Consider the following 25,707-nt stretch of genomic DNA (forward strand, 5'->3'; position numbering starts at 1 on the left):
CGCATGAATTTATCGCAGCACAATCAGTTTTCATCAAAAGCAAGTCAGTTGCTAAGTTGGGGGCATTGGTTTACCTTCGCCAACATAGGTTTAGCGCTACTAATTAGCTTAAGCTATTTATTTGCTGACTCGCCACCAACAAGCTTCATGGGCATTACATACATGCTAGTGACATGGCTTAGCCATACTAGCTTTATTGCCTTTTTGGCGTTTGTGCTGACGGTGTTTCCTTTAAGTTTAGTGTTTCCTTACCCACGCCATATTCGTGGCATGGCCGCTATTATTGCAACCTGTGGCGCGTCTTTATTAACTTTAGACGCCTATGTATATGTTAACTTAGGTTATCATTTAAACCCATCAGCCCTGCCTGAAATTATTTCCTTACTTTGGAACCGCCTAACCACCTCTCCAGCGCTTACCACATTTCTTGCGGGCGGTATTGTGCTATTGATTTTAGGTTTTCAATTAGTGGTAAGCAATTATACTTGGCACCATTTGGCACGCTTAAAGCAGTTTAAATTTGCTCGCTATGCAATTTCATTTTTAGTGGTCTGTTTTGCTCTTAGCCACAGCATTCATATTTGGGCAGACGCTAACTTAAAATTTGATATTACCAAGCAAGACAATGTGTTGCCGCTTTCGTACCCAACCACGGCTAAAAGCTTACTGGCTAAAAACGATTTACTAGATATAGAAACTTATAACCAAGCTCATAGCGTAAAAATTAATAACCAAAATATTAATTACCAGCCACCGGCTCCACTGGCAAAGTGTGATGACTTTACTCAGGCTAATGTAGATATATTTGTATTTGAAACTGATGCACAACTAGTAGAGTTTGCTAGTAACCACAAAGAGCTTCATAAAACTGAATTGTTTTTACAGCCTACTAACCATGACGATACGCTGTTTGGTTTAGTATATGGTTTACCTTCATTTTACAAAGCCGCTATTTTACAAGAACAAATACTGCCTGCATGGCAAAGCCAGCGCCGTAGTATTAAAGTTATGGGTATTGATAGCCTGAGCTTTATTAATGATCAAGCTCATACCAATAATGCCATTAGAGTTATTAATGGTGCTGCCGAGCAAGCGCCACGTAACAACTCGCATATTTTTGCCTTTAGTTTAGCAAGCGAAAACGCTGAAGTAGTCACTACATCAACCTTATATACTTCTGATAAAAACATTGCAGAAGTAAATGGGCTTATCCAACCTAGCGATTTAATTACAACAAGCGTTGGCAAATACTTAAACTGCAGTGTCATTGCTAAGCAAACAATGCTCGGTGTAAATTTGTACAAGAAAAAAGATGACATGGGTGTTAACTACAGCCAAGGTGTTGTAATTGCATATAAAAAAGATCGAATAACTTTAATAGACTCAGATGGTAACTTTAAAAATATTTCTGCCGCTGAGGGGTTTTCTATTGAACAACGCTTAGATATCCCATTTTTAGTACAAAGCATTAAAAAGCTAAAAACCTTCTCTGAATAGTCATGATGTTAACCTAGCTTGCGATAATGCCAAGCTAGGTTATAGTTTTATAACACGTTAAATGCTTAGCAAAAAAAATACGTTCATGGATGGCTATTATGACTAAACCTACTTACCTTTTTATTGTGCTTGGTACTCTTTTATTGAGTACACACAGCAACGCAACAACCTACTACAAATGCGTGACCGAAAAAGGCACAACCTTTTCTCAGTTCCCCTGTGATAACCAAGCGACAGCTTATAAGGTGACTACAGCTAATGTCACAGAATCAGGGCCTGATGTTGATTATTCAAAACAATTAAATGCACTTGAACGAGAACAGCTTTTAAAAGGCTTAGAGGCCGAGCTACGAAGTAATAACCATAAGCTTGCTATTCTCGACAGAAACAAACAACGTAATGAATACAAGCAAAAGGAACGCCTAAATCATATTCTGGCTGACGAAGATAAAAAGCGAATTGCAAAAGACATTACTAAAAAACTGAAGCTAATAAATAAAGAATATAAAAAAGAAGTATCTACAGTCACCAAACGAATTAAAAAACTTGAGAAAAAAATTGAACGTTACAAAAAAAGTAATTAGCAAACATATTACTTAACTTACAATTTGCACTTTTAGTTTATCGATTAATTTAGCCCTAATTAATTTAGCTTGGTTTTAAACTTAAAATAACATACCCTTAACAAAATAGAGTATAAACTCTAGTGTCAATTAAGGAGTGCTAATGCAGCCACGTAGTATTGCTGAATTAATTTTAACTGGCTTTAAAAAGCACTATCAGCTTTTTCAAAAAATAACCGCTCAAGCGCCCCTTGCATTTGCCAAACAAGACTGGCAAGCAATTAATGATATTAGCCGTTTACGTATTAGTTATTACGATGAGCGTGTTAACGAAACAATACATACCTTAAAACAAGACCATCCTTCGCACGAACTTGACGAAACCCTTTGGCTTGAAGTTAAAAAGCTATACCAAGAGTTCTTGTGCTTTCACCCTCAGGCTGAACTTGCTGAAACATTTTATAATTCGGTGTTTTGCAGGCTTTACCATAGACGCTATTTTCATAACGATTTTATATTTGTACAAGCCACCCTAAAAGATGCGCCATCGGTTCCTGTTGAATCAGAATACCGAAGTTACTTTCCGGTTGTTGATGGTCTTAAACCCACAATTAAACGCATTATTAACCACTTTGACTTTAAAGCACCTTTTGTTGATTTAGAACGCGATATTCGTCTGCTAGTAAAAGCATTTTATAAGCAAGCTCCCGACACTCATCATCAAGCCTGGAAAATGCGCTTTGATATTTTGCATACCGCGTTTTATCGCAATAAAGCTGCTTACATAGTGGGACGGGTTGTGTCTGAAAGTGGTGTTCAACCGTTTATAATTGCTGTTCTTCATCACGAAGATAAAGGCTTATACTTAGATGCCCTACTCACTAAGTCATCACAGATGCGTGTTATTTTTGGTTTTGCCCGCGCTTACTTTATGGTTGAAACGCATGCGCCTTCTGCACTTGTACGCTTTTTAAATGAGTTAATGCCCAACAAAACTATGGCAGAACTCTATAACGCTATTGGCTTTCATAAGCAGGGTAAAACTGAGTTTTATCGAGAATTTTTAAATCATTTAACGCATTCGAATGACGAATTTACCATTGCACCAGGTACTCCAGGTATGGTGATGATGGTGTTTACCCTGCCTTCTTTTGGTTATGTATTTAAAGTCATTAAAGACAAGTTTGGTGAGAGTAAACCGTTTGGTCGCGACACAGTTTTAAAACGTTATCAACTCGTTAAAAGCCATGACCGGGTTGGTAGAATGGCCGACACAATAGAGTATTCAAACGTCGTATTTCCTTTAGCACGCTTTGATAGTAATTTACTTGAGCAGCTGCACAAAACAATTGGCTCATCGATGGTCATTGAAGGTGATTGGCTGATCATAAAGCATTTGTATATTGAGCGCCGTATGACGCCACTGAACTTATTTTTAGAAAATGCTGACGACGAAAGCGCTGCAGATGCAATAGAGGAATACGGCCAAGCATTAAAAGAAATGATAGCGGTTAATATTTTTCCTGGCGATATGCTATTAAAAAACTTTGGCGTAAGTAAACATAAGCGCATTATTTTTTATGATTACGACGAAGTACAATATTTAACAGACATGAATTTTAGAGCGTTGCCCAAGGCCAAGAGCTATGATGACTACTTAATGGATGAGCAAACCTACTCTGTTGCCCCGCAGGACGTTTTTCCTGAGCAACTTTGCACATTTGTAACACCAAACCCGACATACAAACAGTTTTTAATCAGCACACACCCTGAACTGATTGATGTTAACTTTTGGAAGCAGGCACAACAAAATATAAAAAATGGCCTAATAAATCATATTTACCCGTACCCGACAGCACAGCGTTTTATCCATCACTGGTAGGCGCAAGGACACACACATGAATATAAGCAAAATAGATTTAAACTTACTTGTATACCTCGATACACTACTTCGAGAGTGCAATGTTACACGCGCTGCAAATCAGCTTAGCATTACACAACCAGCTATGAGTAACGGCCTTAAGCGTCTTCGTAACCTTTTTAACGATCCTATTTTAGTTCGTACTAGCGATGGCATGGTGCCAACAGAGCGTGCCATAGAGTTACAGCCCGTTATTCGTGGCATACTTATGACACTTGAAGAAACTCTCGCACCAAATAGAGAGTTTGAAGCCAGCCAAAGTAAACGTGTATTTAGGATAATGGCCAGCGACTATGCAGCCAGCACACTTGCACCAAAACTACTGAGCAAACTGCACGAAGAAGCCCCAGATACAACGCTAGATATACTCACACCAAGCGATGTAACCTTTCATGATGTTGAAAACGGTAAAGTAGATATGGCAATTAACCGCTTTGAAAATTTGCCGCAATCGTTTCACCATAAGCGTATTTGGAAAGACAGCTTTTGCTGCCTAGTAAAAGCCGATAATCCAATAATCGAAAACTTCAGTCTTGATAGCTACCTAAAAGCGCGCCATATATGGGTAAGTAAAACAGGCTTTGGTGTTGGCGTTGGTATGGATCCTAAAGATGTGCAAAAGCTAGGTTGGGTTGATGAAGCACTTGCTCATTTTGGTAAACATAGAAACATTGCCACATTTACACGTAACTACCATGTAGCCATTCACTTGGCAAAAGAGCAAAACTTAGTGGCTACTTTGCCATCCAAAGCGGCCAATATTTATTTAGACGATGCCGGTCTTAAAATTTTAGAGCCCCCCTTTCCTATTCCTCCTTTTGAGTTAGACATGATCTGGAGCCCACTGCTACACAGAGATGCTAGCCATATTTGGCTTCGTCAAAAAGTAGCTGAAGTGGCCGATGAACTAAAATAAATTTATTACACGATTATTTGTAAGATTTGCTAGGCGTCATAGTGTTTTTTCGCCTAGTTATTTTCATAAACTCTATATACATATAAATATCAGTTACTTAAATCACCTTTTTAAAATGGAATGGCCCTTGCTTTAGTTATGATAAGTTTCATTCATAACATTAAAGAGGTCATTATGAACACCCTTCAAGGAACAGACGCTAATCATATTTCAGACATCATTCAAGTAATGAACAGCGGTATCGATTTTTACCAAAAAGCACAAGAGAATATTAAAGACCCTGCCATTGGGGCACTATTTCAGCGCATGATTGATGCGCGCAGAGTAAGTATTGAACGCCTGCAACCCTATGCTATTAACGAGCAAGGCGAGCGAGAAGAAGGCTCTTCATTTGCTGTTGAAGTACGCAGAGCATACACCGCGCTTCTTACCACGTTTAGTTCAAACAACGACAGCACCTATGTAAGCGAGCTTGAAGAGGTAGAGGACAAAACCTTAGCGGAAATTAAAGAAGCGATGGATAAACCACAACCAGCCGATTGTGAAGCCGCGCTTGCCGCAACACTTCTTACAATGCAAAGCTGTCATGCTGAAATGAGCCGTATGCAAAAAAGCTAAATAACCTGAATCATACTTTAAATACTCAATAGGTTATTACTTATACAAACCCAGCGATAGGCTGGGTTTTTTATTGCTTTAAAATCATTCAACCTGTTTTAGCAACATATCAAAACATAATTTATACAAACATTTAATGTTATTAGAATATTTATTTAACTGTATTATTTTTCAGCTGTGCTAGCTTTGTTAATAGGATCCTAAAAACCTCGCTGTGGCGCCGCAGCTTTAATTAAAATAGTAAGGTCCAATATGAAAAATAAAACAGCTAAACTGCAAAGTAACGCCGACGTAGACATGACCCCAATGCTTGATATTGTGTTCATACTGCTCATATTTTTTATCGTTACTACCTCATTTGTTAAACCCGTCGCCATTGAATTAAATCGCCCATTAGACAAACCAAGTATCGAAAAACAAAGTAAAAATGCAGTTTTCAGTATTGATGCAAATAATGGCGTTTACTTTTCAGGGAGGTTAATTGACTTGGAGCAAGTGTCGAACAACTTAGCCATGTTTGCAGCTAAATATGAAATAAGTTCTGTGCTCATAAAAGCAGATGAAAACAGTAAACACAATACGCTGATGACTGTGATGAATAACATTAAAGAGTATGATAACTACGCGATTAGCTTGGTATCTGATTAAAGCCTGTTAGCTAATCAGTGTTAAATATAAAACCAAAAAAAGGGCCTTGCGGCCCTTTGAGTTAAATAACGAAAGGGAGAGTTATTTATTAAAAGCGGTACTCTGCACCTACATAGTAGTATGCGCCGTTAAAGCCAAAAGGTGCTGAACGACGAGAGTATTCAAACACACCATTACTACTTACAACAGTATTACCGTTAGCATCTACAATTGTGCCTGTTCGGGAGTTGCCAATTTCATTTTTGTCTGGGTATACATCAAACAAGTTATTAGCGCCCACATTCACAGATAGGTTTTCGTTAATGAAGTAATTAACTTTTACGTCTGTTAGTATTTCGGCACCGTATGTTTGACGGCCACCGTCTTCAACTGTGTATTCACCAAAACGATTAAGCGACAGGTTAATTGTCCAGTCTTCGTTTTGATAAAGCGCACTTAAGTTAATACGATCTTCTGGTTGCCATTCTTCAATAATCGAAATTTCTTGATCTGAAAACACGCTTTCAACTGGCACAGTTTCAAGACCAGAACCTGATGGTGTAAATAACGAAACAACTTCAGTTTCTGTAAAGTTTGCAGCAAGGGTAAAATCAAGTGTGCCACCAAATCCTTCAGTGTTGTAGGTTGCAACAAAATCTATACCGCTGGTTTCTGTGTCTGCACCGTTTAAGAAAAACTGGCCTGCACCCGCACCAGAGCTAACAAGCGCTGCGTCTAAACTAGTAGAAAGCCCTTTACCTAAACGGTTACTAATAACAATTCGGTCATCAATATCGATTGAGTAGTAATCTACCGTTACGTTAATGCTGTCTGTAACGTTATACACAATACCTAAGCTACGGTTTTGAGACTTTTCTTCTTTAAGTTTTGGAATACCTAAACTTTGCGCCAGTGTTGAGTCGTTTCTAAACGTGCCCACTTCTTCGGCTACTAATGTGCCATTTGGACCTACAACAAACTGTGTACTAATGTTGTTAAAGTAAAGCTGTTGCATAGATGGTGCTCTAAAGCCTGAGCTTAATGCGCCACGTAATGAAATATCGTCTGTAATTGCCCAGTTACCTGCTAACTTAAAGTTAACCGTATCACCAAAGCCTTTGTAGTTATCGTAACGAAGTGCGCCCGATAAAATAACGTCTTCAATAACATATGCTTCAGCGTCTAAGTAAAACGAAATTACATCGCGTGACTCATCTACTGAAGATGCAGGTGACGAACCACCAAAGCCTTGCGTGCCACCAGAAGCATTTTCGCTGCCAACACCGCCGCTTAAACCGCTGTAAATACTTACGCCGTTATTTGTATCGTAGTCACGATAAGCATACTCATTACCTGCTAAAATACGGTACTCGTCGGTACGCATTTCTGCGCCCATTGCTAGCGAGTAATCGTCAAAGTTTTGAGTGAAATCTAAATTAATTGTTTGCAGAGACAATTCCATGCCATAAGCATACGCTTCACGCGGGATAGTCGCACGAATGTCAGCCGCGCTTAGGCCCTGTTCGTAACGTAAAAAGTTAGCGTATGACGCGTTAATTGTATCGCTCGTTGTGTAGTCGATACTGTTTTCACCGTACGTGTACGATAAATCAAGGCTTGAGTCGTTATCAAACTCTGTTTTGTAACCAAAGTTGTAAGAAATATCATCAATGGTGGTATTTATTTTTGGTAAAAAGCCAAGTGGAATTGTTGCGTCGCCATCTTGTAATACCGGGTTGCCACCCGCATTAGCATTGTGACGGAAAAACGCGGCCGATTCGTTATCGCGCGTTGAGTATGTGATAAACCCATATAATTCGCCATCGCCTAGTTCATAACCCGTATTTACTGTTAAACCAAACTGTTGCGAATCAGCATCACCAATTCTAAATGTATTACGATCGGCTGTTAATTCACGCGGATCACCTGCCAGTAAAGTCCCATCGCTGAGTTCTTCACAGCCGTAAAACTGACACGAACCATGCAAACCCGCACGATTAGTTGGTGCACGGTCACGGTAGTTAATCGTTGTATTTAAATAACCATTGTCACCCAGTGCAAACCCTTTATTGAAGTCAACGTTAACTGTTTCGCCGTCACCTTCAGAGTATTCACCGTAGTTAATGGCTGCTTTGCCACCTTCACTACCATCTTTTAATACAATGTTGATAACACCAGCAATTGCATCAGACCCATATTGAGCAGCCGCACCATCGCGAAGTACTTCAATGCGCTTAATAGCAGATGCCGGTATAGCATTCATATCGGTACCGGCAGTACCACGACCAACCGATGTATTAATATGGATAATACTAGCTTGATGACGACGTTTACCGTTGATCAACACCAATGTTTGATCGGGACCTAAACCACGTAACGTTGCAGGTCTTAATGCATCGGTACCGTCGCTAATAGATGAACTTGAAAAATTAAATGAAGGCGCAATTGCTTGTAGCATACGACCCACTTCAGTCTGGCCTGTATTTTCAAGTGCTTCAGCACTTAAAATATCGACCGGAACGGGTAAATCTTCAACCGAACGTCCTGCTACCCGGCTACCAACAATTGCAATTTTTTCGATTTTTTCTTGAGCAACGTCTTCTGCTGCATTTACACCTTGAGAATTTACCGCCAGTAATGCCGGTAATACTGCTGCACTGACTGCTGAAAGCTTCATCATGTTGTTATCATTCCTGTTGATTTGTTTGAGTTTTATACTCAGTAATCCATTTTGATCAACAACCGCATCGAGCTCAGTCCCCACTAGCAATGCCTCCAGCGCATCTAGTTGGGTATAAAATCCATAGACAGAATTCGCTTCATATTCTTTAGCTAACTCGTATGAAAACACCACGGTTTGCTTGGTTTGTTTAGCAAATTCAATTAAGGCTTTGTCTGCTCGCTGCGCTTTTATATCAAATTGCACCATTTGCCCGGTAGTTTGACTTGCGGCTTGCACACTTAGGCTAAACATAGCGGGTGCAAACACACATAAACCACTCAATAAATGCAATTGGCTACTGCGCACTGTATATAAACAGCTGGCAAACAAAAATCCTCTATGGTTTTGTTTCTTTTTTTTAATCTTTTTTTTACGTGCAGGATTTAAAGATGCAACTTTATCTAACATATGTCTGATTTGCATAGCTGCTTCTTATGATTTTGTATTTTGCGTAAGCGTTACTGTGTGTTTACCTTGGCGTTCATGGTTAATAGAAAAGTTAGTGTGTAAACTTTCTAGCAAACCAGTCACATCACCAGCTTTAAACACACCGGCTACTTTTATAGACGCAAGTTTTTCAGACGATAATTTAAAACGTGTTGAAGTATAACGGCTCACTTCATTTAAAGCGTCGCTAAGCGATTCACCGTTAAAAACAAGCATGCCATTTTGCCAAGCTAAATCACGTTCAACATCATCAATAGAAAGTTGGGTTATTGGCTTAGTGATGCTTTTTTCTATAACGGCCTTTTCGCCAGATGTAACAATACTGGCATTAATTTGGCGTATTTTTTCTGCGTTTTTATCAGCTAATTGATAGGCTTTAAAGTCACTGGCATCCACCGCCACACTCGGATCGGTGATCATTACTTTGCCCTCAGTTACCACCAGCTCTAAGTCTGAAGATGTATTGCGCTGAACATTAAACACAGTACCCAATGCTGTAAAACTTTTATTGCCAGCCATTACACTAAATGGGCGAGATGCATCTTTAGCAACGTTAAAACGACCTTCACCTCTATTGAGCAATAGTTGTCTACGGCCTTTGCTGTAAGCGACTTCTAATAAACTATTTGTATTTAATTGCACAATAGTGCCGTCGGGTAATGCGTAAGTTGCTTGCTCGCCAACTTTAGTTTTATAAATTTTAGTGTAATTAACTTTTGCTAACTGTTGGCTGTAACCGTTTTCTAAATTAATTAATAAATAACTACACACCATAAGTGCTGCAAATAAACTGGCTGCGATAGACGTTGTAACCAGCCATTTTTTTTTCGGTTGCTTACTATTACGATGAGGAAATAAATGACTAAGCTCGTTTAAAACAGATAGTTCATCCCATAAATGGGCCAGCTCGTAAACCGCATCTTGGTGGGCGTTACTTTGCATCATCCACAGTGTAAACTGCTCTTTTTCATCTTTTGATAAGCCGCGGTCAATGGCACTGATCCAGTTACATGCTGTTTCTAATATTAAATCTTTTGAAGTAAATTGATGAACATTACTCATTTTGCAACCCTCTTTACTGTTAACGGATGAAGAGAATTGTCGTTATTAGTTTTCGCCACGTGGCTTTGATCGTGTTCGCGCATATAAAGCATGGTTTTTAATAACCCTTTAGCAATGTGTTTTTCAACAGTACTCTGACTAAGCTGCATCTCGCTTGCGATCTCTTTTTGGCTCATGCCATATACTTTTTTTAGTATAAAACATTTACGGGTTGATGGACTTAATTGCTCTGTTGCTTTACAAAACAGTAAAAAACGTTCTTTCGACGTGTATTCGTCTTCGAGCTGCATTGACTTTAGCAACACAGGTAATTCACTATCGTCGTCTAGCGAATCATTAAATTTGTTGTCCCACTTAGCAACATGGTTTAATGCTAAATGTTTAGCGGTTTTTAACATGTAACTACGGGTATATTGAATATCTTGTTTTAAATCAGCCTCGTAGCTTTTAATAAATGTTTCTTGCACAATGTCGTCTACATCATCGGGCTGTACAATTCGAGAAACAAAGCGTTTAAGTTGGCTTGAAATATCAACAAATGTTGACGCAAATTTATTCTTTTTGGTCATGCTTGGTAAACACCTGTTGTTATTATTGTTAGCGTAAGATTACGAGTTTTGAATATAAAAAACTAGTTAAATGTAAATTTTTAGTTGTATAAATGTCATATTTTTTTATTAGGAGAATTAATGGGTAAAATTTTAGACTACATCCGACTGAGTTTTTTTGCTTGCGGGCTGCTTTTAGGCGTGCAAATACCTGCATTTGTAAGTGATTTTGGCCAAGCATTAAACGCGCAATTAGTTGAGGCAAATAGTGCAATTGCGCCTTTTCAAAATGACGCCAAAAAATACTTTAATAACGATTTAAATAAACTAATAAAGCACTATGAAAATTTAGGCGATGAAATTGTCGGTAAAGGCGCCAGTCATATTCAAACTATTAGTCAGCGCCAGCAAACTTTGGCAAGGGCTGTGGATGAGTTTTCAAGCTCGCCTTATCTGTTCACACTTAGCAGCGATCTACACACTATAAAACAGCAAGTATGGCAACGTTTTGAAGGGCAAATAATTTTAAAAACAGACTCAATTACAGCAGCAATTATTGCCGCAATAATCATTGCGTTTATTGCAGAGCTTACAGGTTTTTTGCTAATGGCTTTGATTAAGCGCACTTACCATCGATTAGTTGGTGCGTGCGAATAACGATTTCATAAAATCAAAAAACACCTCTGTTTTTCGGGTTGTTAAACTATTTTGTGGCCTTAGAAACCATACAGGGGCATCGCTTTGTGCCAATACGTTAGGCATTACCTCTACTAATGCGCCATTTTTAAGTTCATCATTTATTGCAAGCCTAGACTTTATAGCAATGCCATGACCCGCAATGGCAGCTTGTGTCATATTGTCGGAGTTTGAAATAGTAAAACGTGTTTGTGCATTAAAGGTGTGAATTTTTTGTTGGGCATCATAAAGCTTTAATTGGCGTTGCCATGGCAGACAGACCCAAAAATGTTTTTCCAACTCAGTAATGGTGGTTGGCATTGAATGCTTTTTTATGTAACTGGGTGCGGCACACAATACACGACTGTTATTAACTATTTTACGCGAAAGCAATCCTGAATCATTTAACTGCCCTACACGAATAGCCACATCTTGTGCATCATCAACCACGTTTACAAACTGATCGGTTATTAAAAAGTCTAGTTTTAAATCTGGAAAAGCGTGCTCAAATTCATTAAGCCTAGGCATTACATATTTAGAAAAAACCCAAGGTGGCATGGTGACTCTTAATAATCCACTTACCGATGAACTACGTGCGCCAATACTGTGCTCTGCATCGCGTAATGCTTCAATAATGGCACCTATACGGGTATAGAATATTTCTCCCGCTGGGGATAAACGCACGCTTCTGCTGTCTCTAAACACAAGCACAGTAGCGAGCTCCCGCTCTAATTTACTTAAGCGGTGACTCACCGTTGCAGGTGATAAACGCTGTTCACGAGCAGCTGCCAACACCCCTTTATTTTCAACCACGGCAATAAACGTTTCTAGGTCACTTAAACTGTACATAAAAAACCACAGTGTCTTTTCAATGTTTGATATTTTCGAATTAAGCTTTCAGTTTTGCAATGTTTATTTAAGTATTTAAAACCATATACTTTTATTCAATTTAATAATTGATGAGACTAAAACATGAGTTTAAAAGCACAAATAGATGCGTTTAATGTTCAAAAAGAAGCTAATTTACCCGCAGACGTCTTAGCATTAATGAATACAACGAACGAAGAATTAATTGCTCAGCACATAAAAAATAATGCCCTACAGGTAGGCGATAAGGTAGAAAATTTTATCTTGGCAAACCAGCTAGGCAAAAATGTAGAATTGGTAGATTTATTAAAAAAAGGCCCGGTAATTATTAGTTTTTACCGTGGCGTATGGTGCCCTTATTGTAATTTAGAGTTAAAAGCACTAAACAATTATTTACCACAGTTTAAAACCAAAAGTGCTCAGTTAGTCGCCATATCTCCCCAGCTGCCAGACCACACTTTAACAACCTCACAAAAAAATGAGCTAGAGTTTGATGTGCTCTCAGATGTTGGTAATAAGGTTGCACAGCAATTTGGCTTGTTGTTCACACTCGATAAACGTATTCAAGAGTTATATACCGGCTTTGGGATTGATTTTGAACAAACCTACGGCGACAAAACTTACCAGCTACCACTTCCTGCAACCTATGTAATTAACCAAAATGGCGTCATTACATACGCGTTCTTAAACGAAGATTACACATTGCGTGCAGAGCCAAGCGATGTGATGGCGGTATTAGATGGAGAAAATAAATAATGCCTTTACTAAGATCATTAAAATTACTCACACTAACCTTTACTTTAGCTGCTAGCTTATTAACAAGCTCAGTGAATGCAGAAGAAAGTAAAGACAAGCCAAAAGTACTTATTTTTGATGTAAACGAAACCTTGCTCGACCTAACCAGTATGCGCACCTCAATAGGTAAAGCGTTGGGTGGCAGAGAAGATTTACTGCCTTTGTGGTTTTCAACCATGTTACACAACTCGCTGGTAGATACAGTAGCCGGTGATTACCATGACTTTGGCCAAATTGGTGTAGCGTCACTTGCTATGGTCGCAAAAAATAACAATATTAATATTACCAACGAGCAAGCTAAAACAGCCATTGTTACGCCGCTTTTATCATTACCTCCACATAGCGATGTGAAAGATGGACTGGCAAAACTGAAAGCGCAGGGCTATAAGTTAGTAAGCTTAACTAATTCATCAAATAAAGGGGTTAAAACTCAATTTGAAAATGCAGGTTTGTTGTCATATTTTGACGCGCGTTACAGCATTGAAGATATAAAAATATATAAACCTGATTTACGTGCCTACGAATGGGTACTTAAAAAGTTAAACGTCGCACCGAACGAGGCTATGATGATTGCTGCACATGGTTGGGATGTAGCGGGTGCTAAACAAGCGGGCTTACAAACAACCTTTATTGCACGCCCAGGGAAAGCGTTATATCCGCTTGCAAAAAAACCGGATAATGTTGTGAAAGATTTACATGAATTAGCCGCCCTACTTAAATAACGAGCGCACATTATAAAATCAATACCCAAGCGGCCATTCTCAGGAAGAGTTTGACCGCTTTTTTATTACTAAAAACCACGTATAAACAAAGTATTTAGCGATTTTAACTGCTAGCAATTTACCCCTCACAACGCTACTATTTAAAATAACACGTCGTGGAGATAATTATGAATAGTCAAAGATTAAGCGAATTTGAAGAGTATTTTCAAATAAACGAGAGCATTAGGGTTAATTTGTTTGCTGTACCCAATGAGCAAGTACCTAAATCTCAGCTAGCACTTGATGATGATATTCCGCCTCTTTTTAGATTAGCTAACGAAGTCAGTGAACTTGAACAAAGCTCATTACGCCCACTTCGAAACTTAGGCGATGTAGCGCAAGAGCTTGCCGCGTTTTTACAAGCGCAATCGCGAAAAATAGATTTAATTATGAGCCACATTTTAGCCTCTGAGCAAGCGCAGGAGAATGCAATTCACTGCGATAGCTATGGCGGCGGCGGTATAAAATTTACATCGTCTGATGTGTATTCTATTGGCCAATCGTTTAGGACAAAACTTTTTTTGCATCATGAGGCATCGGCTGTTTACTGCTACACAGAAGTGGTTGCCATAGAAAAACAAGATAACGACCACTACCAATATACTGTGCTTTTTACATCTATCAGAAACACTGATCAAGAATTAATAGTCAGAGCAAGTTTACACGCGCAAACGCGCCAACTAAAAAAACGCCAAGAACTAGAACAAACATCTGACGATTCAGCCACTGAATGATTGTATTTGCAGCCAATTTAACTTAATAAAGCAAACTGATTTTTCAAGTGACTTGGAAGTGGCACAACTGCTAAACTAGCAGTATATCTATTTGTATAAAAATGCCATGAACTTTAGACTTTTACCTGAATGGGCCGAGCAAGACGCTGTTATGCTTACTTGGCCACATAAACATACCGATTGGGCTGATAATTTAGCCCGTGTTGAGCCTGTCTATGTTGAGCTTGCAAAGCATATAACACACTACCAATCGTTAGTTGTTGTTGCTCATGACCAAGCCTTAAAAACACATATTACTGCACTACTAACCCATGCCTGTATTAATTTAGAACGGGTTCATTTTGTTGTAACACCCACTAATGACACCTGGGCGCGCGATCATGGCCCACTAACGTGTGCAAATATCAATGATGAAACCAAATTAAAGGTCTATGACTTTACGTTTAACGGCTGGGGCAACAAATTTGAAAGCACACTCGACAACCAAATTAATAAAGCAGTTGTTGAACAGTTAAGCCATGCAAACAATGATTACCAAGCCCTAGATATGGTGCTTGAGGGTGGCGGTATTGAAATAAACGAGCACGGCGTATTGCTAACAACAAGCGAATGTTTGCTTAACAAAAACCGTAACCCTGATTTATCGAGCCAAGACATAGAAACCTTATTAAAGACGCATTTAGGGGCCACCGATTTTTTATGGGTTGATCATGGTTATTTAGCCGGCGACGATACCGACAGCCACATAGACACGCTAGTACGATTTGCACCAAACAATACGCTTGTATACGTACAATGTGATGATGAAAATGACGAGCATTTCGCCGCACTAAAAGCAATGGAAAACCAATTAAAAAGCTTTAAAACGGCAGGTAACACCCCATATACTTTAGTTGAACTACCGTGGCCTAAGGCAGCGTATGACGATGAAAATTCACGCTTACCTGCAACCTATGCCAATTATTTAATTATTAACAATGCAGTGCTTGTGCCTACATACAACGATGTAAACGACGACCGTGCATTAGCACAGGTTCAAATTGCGTATCCGCAGCACACTATTATTGGCGTGAATTGTCAGCCTATAATTGAGCAATTTGGTAGCCTTCACTGTATTACAATGCAATTACCGCGTGGATTTTTAGCTGGAGCAGCACAATGACAAGCCCTGCAAAATTAACTGTTGCCTTAGTGCAACAAAGCAACAACGATAACGCTGATGAAAATATGGCTAAATCAATAAAAGCCATTCGTGAAGCCGCTCAAAAAGGGGCTCAGCTTGTTGTTTTACAAGAGCTTCATCGCAGCCTTTATTTTTGCCAAACCGAAGACGTTGATGTATTTGACCTGGCAGAAACCATACCTGGGCCAAGCAGTAATACTTTAGGTGAACTCGCTAAAGAGCTCAATATTGTTATTGTGGCGTCACTGTTTGAGAAGCGCGCAACAGGCTTGTACCATAATACTGCAGTGGTGCTTGAAAAAGACGGTAGTATTGCAGGTAAATATCGCAAAATGCACATACCTGATGACCCTGGTTTTTACGAAAAGTTTTACTTCACCCCAGGCGACTTAGGCTTTGAGCCTATTCAAACATCGGTAGGTAAATTAGGTGTGTTGGTATGCTGGGATCAGTGGTTTCCAGAAGCCGCGCGTTTAATGGCTATGGCTGGTGCTGAGCTATTAATTTACCCAACCGCTATTGGCTGGGATCCCAATGACGACCAAAATGAGCAAACACGTCAAAAAGATGCATGGGTTATTAGTCAACGAGCCCATGCGGTCGCAAATGGAGTACCGGTGATTAGCTGTAATCGTGTTGGCCACGAGAGCGACCCAAGCGGACATAGCAGCGGTATTCAATTTTGGGGTAACTCTTTTATTGCCGGCCCTCAGGGTGAGTTTTTAGCGCAAGCTAACAACATCGATGAACAAATATTAGTGGTAGAAGTTGATCAAAAACGCTCAGAAAACGTAAGACGTATCTGGCCGTTTTTGCGTGATCGCCGAATTGATCATTACAGCGACCTTACAAAAATATACCGCGACTAACTAAAAGAATGGCTCTTAGCTTATAAGAGCCAATCAAATGGAGTAATAAATGGCGTTTGAGCAATGGGCAGCCTTGCCTTGGGTAAAATCTCAAAAAGATAAAATTCAGTGGGGGCAGCTAAGCGGAAGTGGTTTAAGTATTGCCATTGCCGAAGGTGTTAAACAGCAAGAGAACTTAGTATTAATTGTTACACCCGACACACCCAGCGCGCTGCGCCTTGAAACAGAGCTAGACTATTTATTACCTAATAATCCGGTAATGGTATTTCCTGATTGGGAAACCTTGCCGTACGATCATTTTTCTCCTCATCAAGATATTATTTCTGCGCGCTTAGCCACATTAAATACCCTAAAAAAAGAACAACAAAGCGTATTAATCGTGCCTGTGTCTACGCTGATGCTGCGCACCGCGCCTGCCTCGTTTATTTATGGTTCGACAATAAACTTTAAAGTAGGCGATAAGCTCGACACTCATAATTTTAGACAAAATCTAGAGCAAGCAGGTTACCTAAACGTACAACAAGTGATGGAACATGGTGAGTACGCAATTCGTGGCTCAATCGTCGATTTATACCCTATGGGTAGCCCGCATCCATTTAGGCTCGACTTTTTTGATGACGAACTTGATACGATTCGCTTGTTTGATGTGGAAACGCAGCGCTCTGATGAAAAAGTAGATAAAATTGAATTACTGCCCGCACACGAATTTCCAACTAATGAGGCAGATATTGAGCGTTTCAGAATTGGTTACCGTGAAAAGTTTGGTGCAAGTTCAGAGCAAGACTCTGTTTACATGCAAGTTAGTAAAGGAAATTGGCCTGCTGGTATTGAATACTACATGCCGTTATTTTTTGAAAGCCTAGCCACTATTTTTGACTACCTGCCTGATAACACAACCGTTATGCAGTTAGGCGATTTAGAACACGCCGCGGATAATTTTTGGCACGATGTTAATGTCCGCTATGAAAACCGTAAAGTGGACCCTTTGCGCCCACTACTTGAACCCAATGCGTTATATCAGCCAATTGACGAGCTGTTTTCTAACTTGGGGCAATTTGCACGTATTCGCCTATCGCTTGCGAAACTGGGCACGAAAGCAGGAAATAAAAATTTATCGGTTAGTGAATTACCAGCAATAAGAATAGATCATAAACAACACGAGCCCTATGCGGCGTTTTTAGATTACGTTACAGCACAAAAGAAGAAAAAAAGCCGCATATTACTGAGCGTTGAGTCTGATGGTCGACGTGAATCTTTACTCAATATATTAAAACCCAGCGGTTTAAAGTTTAAAGAGTTTGATACCTTTGAACAATTTACCCAAAGCGATAGTGATGTAGGCTTAATTGTTAGCCCGCTTGAACAAAGTGTTGTACTTGGCTCTAAACCTACTTTATCGATTATTACCGAACAAGAGCTGCTAGGCATTAAAGTATCGCAGCGCAGACGCCGTAAACATAAATACGAAGCAAGCCAAGACGCCCTTATTCGTAATTTAGCTGAGCTCAAAGAAGGTCAGCCTGTTGTGCATCTTGACCACGGTGTTGGCCGCTATCAAGGTTTACAAACTATTGATGCGGCAGGTGTAATTACAGAGTTTGTGACCATAATTTACGCGGGTGAATCTAAGTTATACGTGCCTGTATCAGCCCTGCATATGCTCAGCCGTTACTCAGGCGGTGAAGAAAGCAGTGCACCGCTGCATAAGCTCGGCTCTGATGCATGGGAAAAAGCAAAAAAACGTGCTGCAGAAAAAGTTCGTGATGTAGCCGCTGAGTTACTTGATATATACGCACAGCGCCAAGCTAAACCAGGCAATAAATTTACCTTAGACGGACAAGCCTATCGCCAGTTTAGTGAAAGCTTTCCGTTTGAAGAAACCGACGACCAGCGTAATGCAATTGAAGCTGTATTAGGCGACATGCAATCAAAACAAGCGATGGATCGTTTAGTGTGTGGTGATGTAGGTTTTGGTAAAACCGAGGTCGCTATGCGTGCAGCTTTTGTTGCTGTTAACGATGGTAAACAAGTTGCTATTTTAGTGCCCACTACCCTGCTTGCGCAGCAACACTATGAAAACTTTAAAGACCGTTTTGCTGACTTTCCTATCGAAGTGGGTGTGCTTTCTCGTTTTAACTCAACCAAAGAGCAAAAAGACACGCTAGAAAATATGGCGAATGGCAAACTAGACATTGTCATTGGTACCCACAAACTTATTCAGCAAGACATTAAATTTAACGATTTAGGGCTACTAATCGTAGATGAAGAGCATCGATTTGGGGTACGCCAAAAAGAAAAAATTAAAGCGCTACGTGCAGATGTCGATATTTTAACGCTTACCGCAACACCTATTCCTCGAACGCTTAATATGGCAATGAGTGGCATGCGAGACTTATCTATTATTGCTACACCACCGGCCAAACGCTTGGCGGTTAAAACATTTGTTCGCCAACGTGATGAAGAACTTATTCGCGAAGCTATTTTGCGTGAAATTAAACGTGGTGGCCAAGTGTACTTTTTGCACAATAACGTTGAAACAATTGAACGCGTGGCGCAAGAATTAAGTGAATGGGTACCTGAAGCAAATGTAATTACCGCTCATGGGCAAATGCGCGAGCAAGAGCTTGAGCAAATAATGACCCAGTTTTATCACCAAAAATACAATGTAATTGTGTGTACAACCATTATCGAAACCGGTATTGACGTACCCACAGCAAATACCATTATTATGGATAGAGCCGACAAACTAGGCTTAGCACAATTACACCAATTGCGTGGTCGTGTAGGTCGAAGCCACCATCAGGCATATGCCTATTTGCTCACAGGCGACCCTAAAGCATTATCAAAAGATGCCATCAAACGTCTACAAGCAATTGAATCATTGGAAGATTTAGGTGCTGGTTTTGCACTTGCTACACACGATTTAGAAATTCGTGGTGCAGGTGAATTATTGGGTGACGATCAATCTGGGCAAATGCAAACTATTGGCTTTAGCTTGTATATGGAGATGCTTGAGCAAGCAGTAAACGCACTACGTGAAGGTAAAGAACCCACTCTTGAAAACCTATTACAAAAACAAACCGAAGTTGACTTAAAACTGCCTGCATTACTGCCTGATGATTATATACATGATGTAAATGCACGATTAGGTATGTACAAGCGTGTAGCTAGTTGTGCTAACCTAGGCGACATTGATGAGTTACAGGTGGAACTAATAGACCGATTTGGTTTATTACCTGATGCAGCTAAAAACTTATTTAGTTTGCAACAACTTAAAATGCAAGCCAGTAATTTAGGGATAACAAAAATAGAGGCAAACCCTAAAGGCGGCTACTTTGAATTTAGCCAAAATACCAAGGTTAATCCTAGCTTCATTATTGGGCTGATACAAAGTGCACCGCATATTTATAAAATGGAAGGCGCAAATAAATTGCGCTTCGCGATTAGTGAGGCAAATGCCCGCGAACGCTTAAAAATGGTCACTGCTATGATTGCAGATTTCGAAAAAAAGGTTAGCCATTAATGTTGCTAAAAAAATCGCTGGTAGTTTTATGTTGCTTATTTAGCAGCACTGCAGTTGCAGAGCGTTGGTTTGAAGCTGAGGTGCTGATATTTAAACAGCGCCCAGCCCCCTATTTACAAGAAGACTTTAGTTTAAAACACGAGGCTATTGAAGATAAAAACACGCTTGATTTATTAACGCCACTTTATACCGAGCAAGCCATGCAAGCCTGTATTGATGGCGATACACGTTTTCAAAAGCGCTCATTTACTGATTCGCTCGTTAACGACAATCCACGCTCGGGTGTTTGCGATGCAAGCACCGACTATGTTCAAAGTTACGATACATTGCCTGTTACACCTGTGGCACCGGCACTTGATACCATGGAGCAACCCTACTTACTTGCCCCAGAGCAGTTACAATTTAAAACGCAGTTTGATCAACTAGACCGTAAAGGCCTAACGCCTATTTTACATACTGGATGGCGCTTTGAAGCAAAAAGTAAATCACGTGCGCCAAGCATGCACTTATTTGCCGGTGAGCTTATCAAAACACGCGTTTTTGATGTGCCGCGCTATTCAAATCCAGACTTTGTTAGTTTATTAGAGCCGCAGCCTAGCTTATTTAACGACCCCGATGAATCAACTAGTAAATGGGAATTAGAAGGATTATTTAAAATTCATTTGCGTCATTATTTATTTATCACTGCAGATTTTGATATTAGCCAAAAACTTCAAAATGGTGATGTAGAGTCGTCACGGTTTTCACAATTTAAACGTGTAATAAGTGGTGAAATTCATTACTTTGATCACCCTCGTATGGGCATGATTGTCCAAATTAGAAAATTTAAACATTAATACTAAGTAGGATACAACAATGAAAAAACTCCTAATTATTGCAGCTACACTAAGCCTTGCAGCATGCTCTAAAGTAACAGTAGAAAACTACGAAAAAATTAAGATTGGTATGGATAAAGCTGAAGTAGAGGCAGTATTAGGGAGCGCTGACAACTGCGTAGAAAAAACACTTCATACTAACTGTGTGTGGGGCGACGAGTCTAAAAATATAGAGATTACACTCGTTTCAGACAAAGTGACTTTATACAGTAAGCACGGCTTAACTCAATAAAGTCGTGTATAAAAAAGGGGGATAGACTGTGGTCTATCCCCCCTTTTTATTTTTTAGAATAAATGAGCTCAATGTTAACTATTTTGCTGCGATTTAAGGTGATTTTATAACGCTGATAAAGTGTTTTATCACCTTCTGTGTGTACCAGTACCATATTTAATTGATAACGTCGCTCAACGGCTTGTTTTGATATTTTATTGCTATCTAAATGGTAAAGCTTACCTTCACCACGTTTTAAATAACGGGCAAATGGCGCTAGGTTAAATTGCAGTGTTTGCTGCAACGTATCGTATCCAGGTAAAAACTCTTTTGCCGACACGCGCGTTTCACTCGCAAAGTGCAGCCATTGCGCAGCCTGTTTGTTTTGCTGGCGACGTTTTGAAAAAATGGTCTGAACTTCTTTGGGGATTTTTTTAAAACGCGTGTATTCTAGCCAAATAAATTGGCTCGCTATTTTGTCTTTAGTGATACTATTTTTAAAGGTAAATCGCCATTTGGGCCGCCCTTGAACTATTGCGCGCCAAATTACACGGGTGATATCTTCTTTAAAAATTTCACGCAAACCATAAATTACACCCAGTATCAAAATAAGAGTCGCTGTGACCTCTGTAAAACTTGAACGTGCGTTAAGGATAACTAACATAACAAACGCCATTATAACTGCAGTCACCGTGCCTTTTACTAAGCGCTTTAGGTAACTATTTAAAAAGCGAGTATTGCGCTGAAGTATTACTCCATGCTCAATTAAACGTTGTAACAAACGCATTTTATTTGTGATGCGGTTGGCATCTTGTAGTGTGGTTTCAGAGTTGTAATTTTTATCTGCTCTGTACACGTTTTCGCTTTTACAAAACTGTAAAAGGTCGTTCCGCTCTTTAGCAAAATCGCTACTGCGCGGGCCTTCATCTAGTAATTTTAAAAATGATTGCTCAACGTGCCAACTCAGGTAGTTATCTGCGTTTGTATAAAACGGCAGTAACTTTTCATCATCGGGCGTATAACGGCGTAACTTTTTTAATAGGCCTTCACTTTGCTCATGTAATTCATTTGCACGATTATAAAACTCTTCTGCCTCACTTAACTTAAGCGCATCCTTAATATCAGCATCGAGCGCTAAACGCACTTGGTAACAAAATAAGTTTAGATTTTGCCTGTAGTCTTGCTGTTCGCCTTTGTTTTTACTTACAAAACGGCTTCGTACTAATGGCAAGTGAATATTGTTAGCGTTGTAAGCTAAGTGAGATTTAAACTGATTGTTGAAGTAAGATTCTTCGCTCAGCGTTTTGGGGTTTATTCCCATTTCGTTAGGAATAGAAAAGTACAGATCAATACGCTGCTCTGAACGCGCATTTAACTCGGGCTCAATGACAAAAGATAAATTTTCGTCTTGTTTTAACAATCAACTCTCCTTTTTCTATTCGTTTTAGTTTACTTGCCTCCAGTAATTTGTTCAATAAAAAAGGCCCCGTAAACACGGAGCCTTACTCGTTTAAATATTTAATTTAAACACTGGTTAAAGTATTTTTTTGCAATTAAAACTTATAGTTAATACTTGCGAATACTCGTGAACCAATTACGTCGTAAATCTCAGGTACGGTGCCCATGTCATTTCCGCCAAGGACTTCTTCTGGCTCTTTATCAAAAACATTATTCATACCACCTGTCACTTTCAGTGACTCATTTAGGTTGTACGTCATTGAAATATCGTGATAAACAACATTATCTGTGCTGAACGACTCGCCGTAGTAGTCGCCACTCATGCCACGAATAAAGCGTGCGTTATAAAGCACACTAAACGCATCAGACAAATCGTAGTTTACAGATAAGTTAGATTTGATTTTAGAATAGCCACCAATGTTACCGTCAATAGTCCCCGTGTAATCAATATCATCTTGCTCAAATTCAACCAAGTAGGTTGTATCTAAGTTAATACGGTAGTTATCGGCGGTATAACCAATGTTCCAGTCAATACCTGACGTTTTTTGAGAGCCAACATTGGTTAATGCTGAGCTTAAGTTTGATAAATCACCCGCTGGGGTAATATTTACCGAATCACACGATTGCGTGTCGCCCGCAAAACAGTTGTTCATTTCGTTTTGTACATCTAAACGCGTGATGGCGTTTGTAATGTCAAACTTCCAGTAATCAAGTGTTGTAGATAAACCATCAACCACTTCCCACACCATGCCAAATGTAAACGAACGGCTTTCTTCTGCTTGTAAGTCAGCATCACTTGTGTAGTTAACTAAAATTTGCGCATCTTGCTCGTTACCCCACGGATCGGCTAGGTAATCGTAAGAGCCCGAGTTGCCACCAAATAGTTCAGCAACATTTGGCGCTCTAAAGCCGGTAGCTAGTACAGAACGAACCATAAATGAATCTGTTACATCCCATGTAGCACCCAGTTTCCACGTTGTTTCACCACCAAACGTAGAGTAATTATCGTAGCGTGCAGCCCCTTCAAGTGTCACGACTTCTAATACCGGCATGGATGTTTCAAAGTAGATAGACTGTACCGAATAGTCACCTTCAGTAGGATCTTGCTGTGCTGCTGTACTTTGGCCCAATTGTGTAATTAAATCAGGTGTGTAAAAACCACTTTCAAAACGGTTCTCAATACCTATAGCGTAACCAATATCGCTATCGGTTAGTGCGCTGTAACCTGCAGATAAGATAAACTGCTCATTTCCACCTTCATTGCTTTCAGTGTAAATAGAATCGTTAGCAGTTAAAAAGTCACGGCTAAGTGCATCACCACTAAACCAAATTGCTTGGTTTGCGTAAATACTTTGCTCTACTTGGCTTGCATTAATCGAGTTTTGTACTTTATCTTTAGAATCGTTTCTGCCGTATGTAGCACTCACATCCCAGCTTGCATCATTATCTAAGACACCTTGTAATGCCACTGATGCACGGTATGTGTCTGTTGTTTGCTCGTATATTCGCGGCCCAGCATCAACCATTCTTCTGCGATACTCTAGCGAATCGGCAAGCTCACCGTCGACAATAAACGCATTGGTGTATTCGTTATCAAGGTTTGCTGTAAGTAAATCTACACTGGCTGGTTGAGGTGCCAATTGCTGTGATGAATCACGGCGTGTATACATAAGGTCAACATTGAATGTGGTATCAGCGTCTAGCTCTTTATCAAAGCTTGTAAATAAACTGTACAGATCGTTTGGTGTTTGTGCATAACTCGATGTAGTAAAGTCGTACGATGTTGTTCTATCGGCAAATACACCATTACCTTCGTATGTTTTACCGCCTAAAGTACCTTGTGGAATAAACGACGACTGTCCTGCAGGCACAAAGCTACGATCTGATTGAATCACTTCGCCACGGCTTGAAAACTGGGCACCAACGACTAAGTTACCATCAGCAATCTGCATGCCATGTAATAAGCTAGTACCGTAGTTGTTACCATCACCTTTCGTTGTGCGGCTTCCTTCAACATTAAGCTCAGTACCTTCAAAATCTTTTTTGGTAATAATGTTAACAACACCGGCGATTGCATCAGATCCATACACCGCTGATGCACCATCTTTTAAGATTTCAATTGATTTGATCATTGCAACAGGAATGGTATTTAAATCAACTGAAGAGTCTGCACCGGTTCCAGAAGAAACCATACGACGACCATTTAATAACACGAGGGTACGTTGTGATCCCATGCCACGTAAGTTAACAGTTGCAGAACCACCTGAACCATTATTACTTGAAGCACCAAGGCTTATACCCGCAGCAGATGGCTGAGTTGAGAGAATATCGGCAACAGACGTGAAACCACTTTTTGCAATAAAGTCATCGCCAATAACGGTAATTGGACTGGCTGTTTCCATATCAGTACGGTTGATACGTGAACCCGTAACTTGAATTTTTTCGATTGAATTTGCAGCTTCGTCTGCTGCTAGTACATGTACACTTGAAAACATTGGGATGGCTGCTACAACAGCTAGACCAAGAGTCGATTTAGTCATGAAAGAATCCTACTTGTTGGAATTTACCAAGATTGGTAATGCTCATTTGTTATGAGAAGAATGAGTCGGCAGGCAACTTAAGCGCACTTAACTGAACGAAAACTTAACGCTTGAGCGCTTTTTATTAAAGGTAAAAAAGGCCACCCCACAAAAGGTACAAAGGTTACTCTTTGTTTCATTGTTAATATAAAAATACAATTTAAAATTAATAACTTAAAAAAAATCATAAACAATTAAAGTACAGATGAAATCAAACACCGCAACTTTGTAATCAAGTGTAATTACACCTGTTGTT

Annotated in this window: 21 protein-coding genes; 15 read left to right on the forward strand and 6 right to left on the reverse strand. The window is 39.7% G+C overall.

Features of this window, described 5'->3' with window-relative positions:
- Positions 1-3: 3 nt before the first annotated feature.
- The 6 genes from ACFI34_RS01450 (at position 4) to ACFI34_RS01475 (ending at position 6,163) form a co-directional block, all read left to right on the forward strand.
- The gene (locus ACFI34_RS01450; protein WP_462672137.1) at positions 4-1,497 is read left to right on the forward strand and encodes a DUF3413 domain-containing protein; all 1,494 of its coding nucleotides are present in this window, start codon (positions 4-6) and stop codon (positions 1,495-1,497) included.
- 98 nt (positions 1,498-1,595) lie between these two features.
- A complete protein-coding gene (locus tag ACFI34_RS01455; RefSeq protein ID WP_243530886.1) occupies positions 1,596-2,081 on the forward strand; it encodes a DUF4124 domain-containing protein in 486 nt (161 codons plus the stop codon).
- A gap of 142 nt (positions 2,082-2,223) precedes the next feature.
- Positions 2,224-3,942, forward strand: a complete 1,719-nt coding sequence (aceK, locus tag ACFI34_RS01460; RefSeq protein WP_462672138.1) for a bifunctional isocitrate dehydrogenase kinase/phosphatase — start codon at positions 2,224-2,226, stop codon at positions 3,940-3,942.
- A 16-nt stretch (positions 3,943-3,958) separates the two neighbouring features.
- Positions 3,959-4,897 carry a LysR family transcriptional regulator gene (locus ACFI34_RS01465; protein WP_006794660.1) on the forward strand — a complete coding sequence of 313 codons (939 nt, stop codon included), beginning with the start codon at positions 3,959-3,961 and terminating at the stop codon, positions 4,895-4,897.
- 174 nt (positions 4,898-5,071) lie between these two features.
- Positions 5,072-5,515: a ferritin-like domain-containing protein gene (locus ACFI34_RS01470; RefSeq protein WP_462672139.1), complete on the forward strand. Its 444-nt coding sequence runs from the start codon at positions 5,072-5,074 to the stop codon at positions 5,513-5,515.
- A 252-nt stretch (positions 5,516-5,767) separates the two neighbouring features.
- The gene (locus ACFI34_RS01475; protein WP_462672140.1) at positions 5,768-6,163 is read left to right on the forward strand and encodes an ExbD/TolR family protein; all 396 of its coding nucleotides are present in this window, start codon (positions 5,768-5,770) and stop codon (positions 6,161-6,163) included.
- Between the two features lie 88 nt (positions 6,164-6,251).
- On the opposite strand, the gene ACFI34_RS01480 is transcribed toward ACFI34_RS01475, so the two are convergent.
- From ACFI34_RS01480 to ACFI34_RS01490, 3 genes are read right to left on the reverse strand one after another with little or no spacing between them, the layout of a single operon-like run.
- Positions 6,252-9,287 carry a TonB-dependent receptor plug domain-containing protein gene (locus ACFI34_RS01480; protein WP_462672141.1) on the reverse strand — a complete coding sequence of 1,012 codons (3,036 nt, stop codon included), beginning with the start codon at positions 9,285-9,287 and terminating at the stop codon, positions 6,252-6,254.
- Positions 9,288-9,296: 9 nt separating this feature from the next.
- On the reverse strand, positions 9,297-10,373 hold the full coding sequence (locus ACFI34_RS01485) for a FecR family protein (protein ID WP_462672142.1): 1,077 nt from the start codon (positions 10,371-10,373) through the stop codon (positions 9,297-9,299).
- Positions 10,370-10,942: an RNA polymerase sigma factor gene (locus tag ACFI34_RS01490; RefSeq protein WP_462672143.1), complete on the reverse strand. Its 573-nt coding sequence runs from the start codon at positions 10,940-10,942 to the stop codon at positions 10,370-10,372. The genes ACFI34_RS01485 and ACFI34_RS01490 overlap by 4 nt, the downstream gene beginning before the upstream one ends.
- Before the next feature lie 120 nt (positions 10,943-11,062).
- Here ACFI34_RS01490 and ACFI34_RS01495 point away from each other — a divergent pair, with 120 nt between their 5' ends.
- Positions 11,063-11,578, forward strand: coding sequence for a DUF2937 family protein (locus tag ACFI34_RS01495; protein ID WP_462672144.1), 516 nt, complete (start codon positions 11,063-11,065; stop codon positions 11,576-11,578).
- Here the strand turns inward: ACFI34_RS01495 and ACFI34_RS01500 are convergent.
- On the reverse strand, positions 11,558-12,445 hold the full coding sequence (locus ACFI34_RS01500) for a LysR family transcriptional regulator (protein WP_462672145.1): 888 nt from the start codon (positions 12,443-12,445) through the stop codon (positions 11,558-11,560). The genes ACFI34_RS01495 and ACFI34_RS01500 overlap by 21 nt on opposite strands.
- Before the next feature lie 123 nt (positions 12,446-12,568).
- On the opposite strand from ACFI34_RS01500, the gene ACFI34_RS01505 reads away from it, so the two are divergent.
- The 8 genes from ACFI34_RS01505 to ACFI34_RS01540 all read left to right on the forward strand — a co-directional run bounded on the left by ACFI34_RS01505 (position 12,569) and on the right by ACFI34_RS01540 (position 21,435).
- Positions 12,569-13,219 (forward strand): peroxiredoxin-like family protein, encoded by a 651-nt coding sequence (locus ACFI34_RS01505; RefSeq protein WP_462672146.1) that lies wholly within the window; start codon positions 12,569-12,571, stop codon positions 13,217-13,219.
- Positions 13,219-13,980: a haloacid dehalogenase type II gene (locus tag ACFI34_RS01510; protein ID WP_462672147.1), complete on the forward strand. Its 762-nt coding sequence runs from the start codon at positions 13,219-13,221 to the stop codon at positions 13,978-13,980. The genes ACFI34_RS01505 and ACFI34_RS01510 overlap by 1 nt, the downstream gene beginning before the upstream one ends.
- Positions 13,981-14,147: 167 nt before the next feature.
- Positions 14,148-14,753, forward strand: coding sequence for a PilZ domain-containing protein (locus ACFI34_RS01515; protein ID WP_462672148.1), 606 nt, complete (start codon positions 14,148-14,150; stop codon positions 14,751-14,753).
- Between the two features lie 106 nt (positions 14,754-14,859).
- Entirely contained in the window at positions 14,860-15,915 is a 1,056-nt protein-coding gene (locus tag ACFI34_RS01520; RefSeq protein WP_462672149.1) for an agmatine deiminase family protein, read from the forward strand.
- Entirely contained in the window at positions 15,912-16,805 is an 894-nt protein-coding gene (locus ACFI34_RS01525; protein WP_039037893.1) for a carbon-nitrogen hydrolase, read from the forward strand. Before ACFI34_RS01520 ends, ACFI34_RS01525 begins: the two co-directional genes overlap by 4 nt.
- A gap of 49 nt (positions 16,806-16,854) precedes the next feature.
- On the forward strand, positions 16,855-20,328 hold the full coding sequence (gene mfd / locus ACFI34_RS01530) for a transcription-repair coupling factor (RefSeq protein WP_462672150.1): 3,474 nt from the start codon (positions 16,855-16,857) through the stop codon (positions 20,326-20,328).
- Complete coding sequence (locus ACFI34_RS01535) at positions 20,328-21,164, forward strand: peptidoglycan binding protein CsiV (protein WP_462672151.1); 837 nt, start codon at positions 20,328-20,330, stop codon at positions 21,162-21,164. The genes mfd and ACFI34_RS01535 overlap by 1 nt, the downstream gene beginning before the upstream one ends.
- Positions 21,165-21,183: 19 nt before the next feature.
- Positions 21,184-21,435 carry a hypothetical protein gene (locus tag ACFI34_RS01540; protein WP_008126398.1) on the forward strand — a complete coding sequence of 84 codons (252 nt, stop codon included), beginning with the start codon at positions 21,184-21,186 and terminating at the stop codon, positions 21,433-21,435.
- Between the two features lie 46 nt (positions 21,436-21,481).
- Here ACFI34_RS01540 and ACFI34_RS01545 read toward each other — a convergent pair whose 3' ends face one another.
- Both ACFI34_RS01545 and ACFI34_RS01550 read right to left on the reverse strand, forming a co-directional pair.
- Complete coding sequence (locus ACFI34_RS01545) at positions 21,482-22,834, reverse strand: hypothetical protein (protein ID WP_462672152.1); 1,353 nt, start codon at positions 22,832-22,834, stop codon at positions 21,482-21,484.
- 133 nt (positions 22,835-22,967) lie between these two features.
- A complete protein-coding gene (locus tag ACFI34_RS01550; RefSeq protein ID WP_462672153.1) occupies positions 22,968-25,412 on the reverse strand; it encodes a TonB-dependent receptor in 2,445 nt (814 codons plus the stop codon).
- Positions 25,413-25,707 lie beyond the last annotated feature (295 nt).

This window comes from Pseudoalteromonas sp. PSi26 (genome assembly GCF_054960575.1).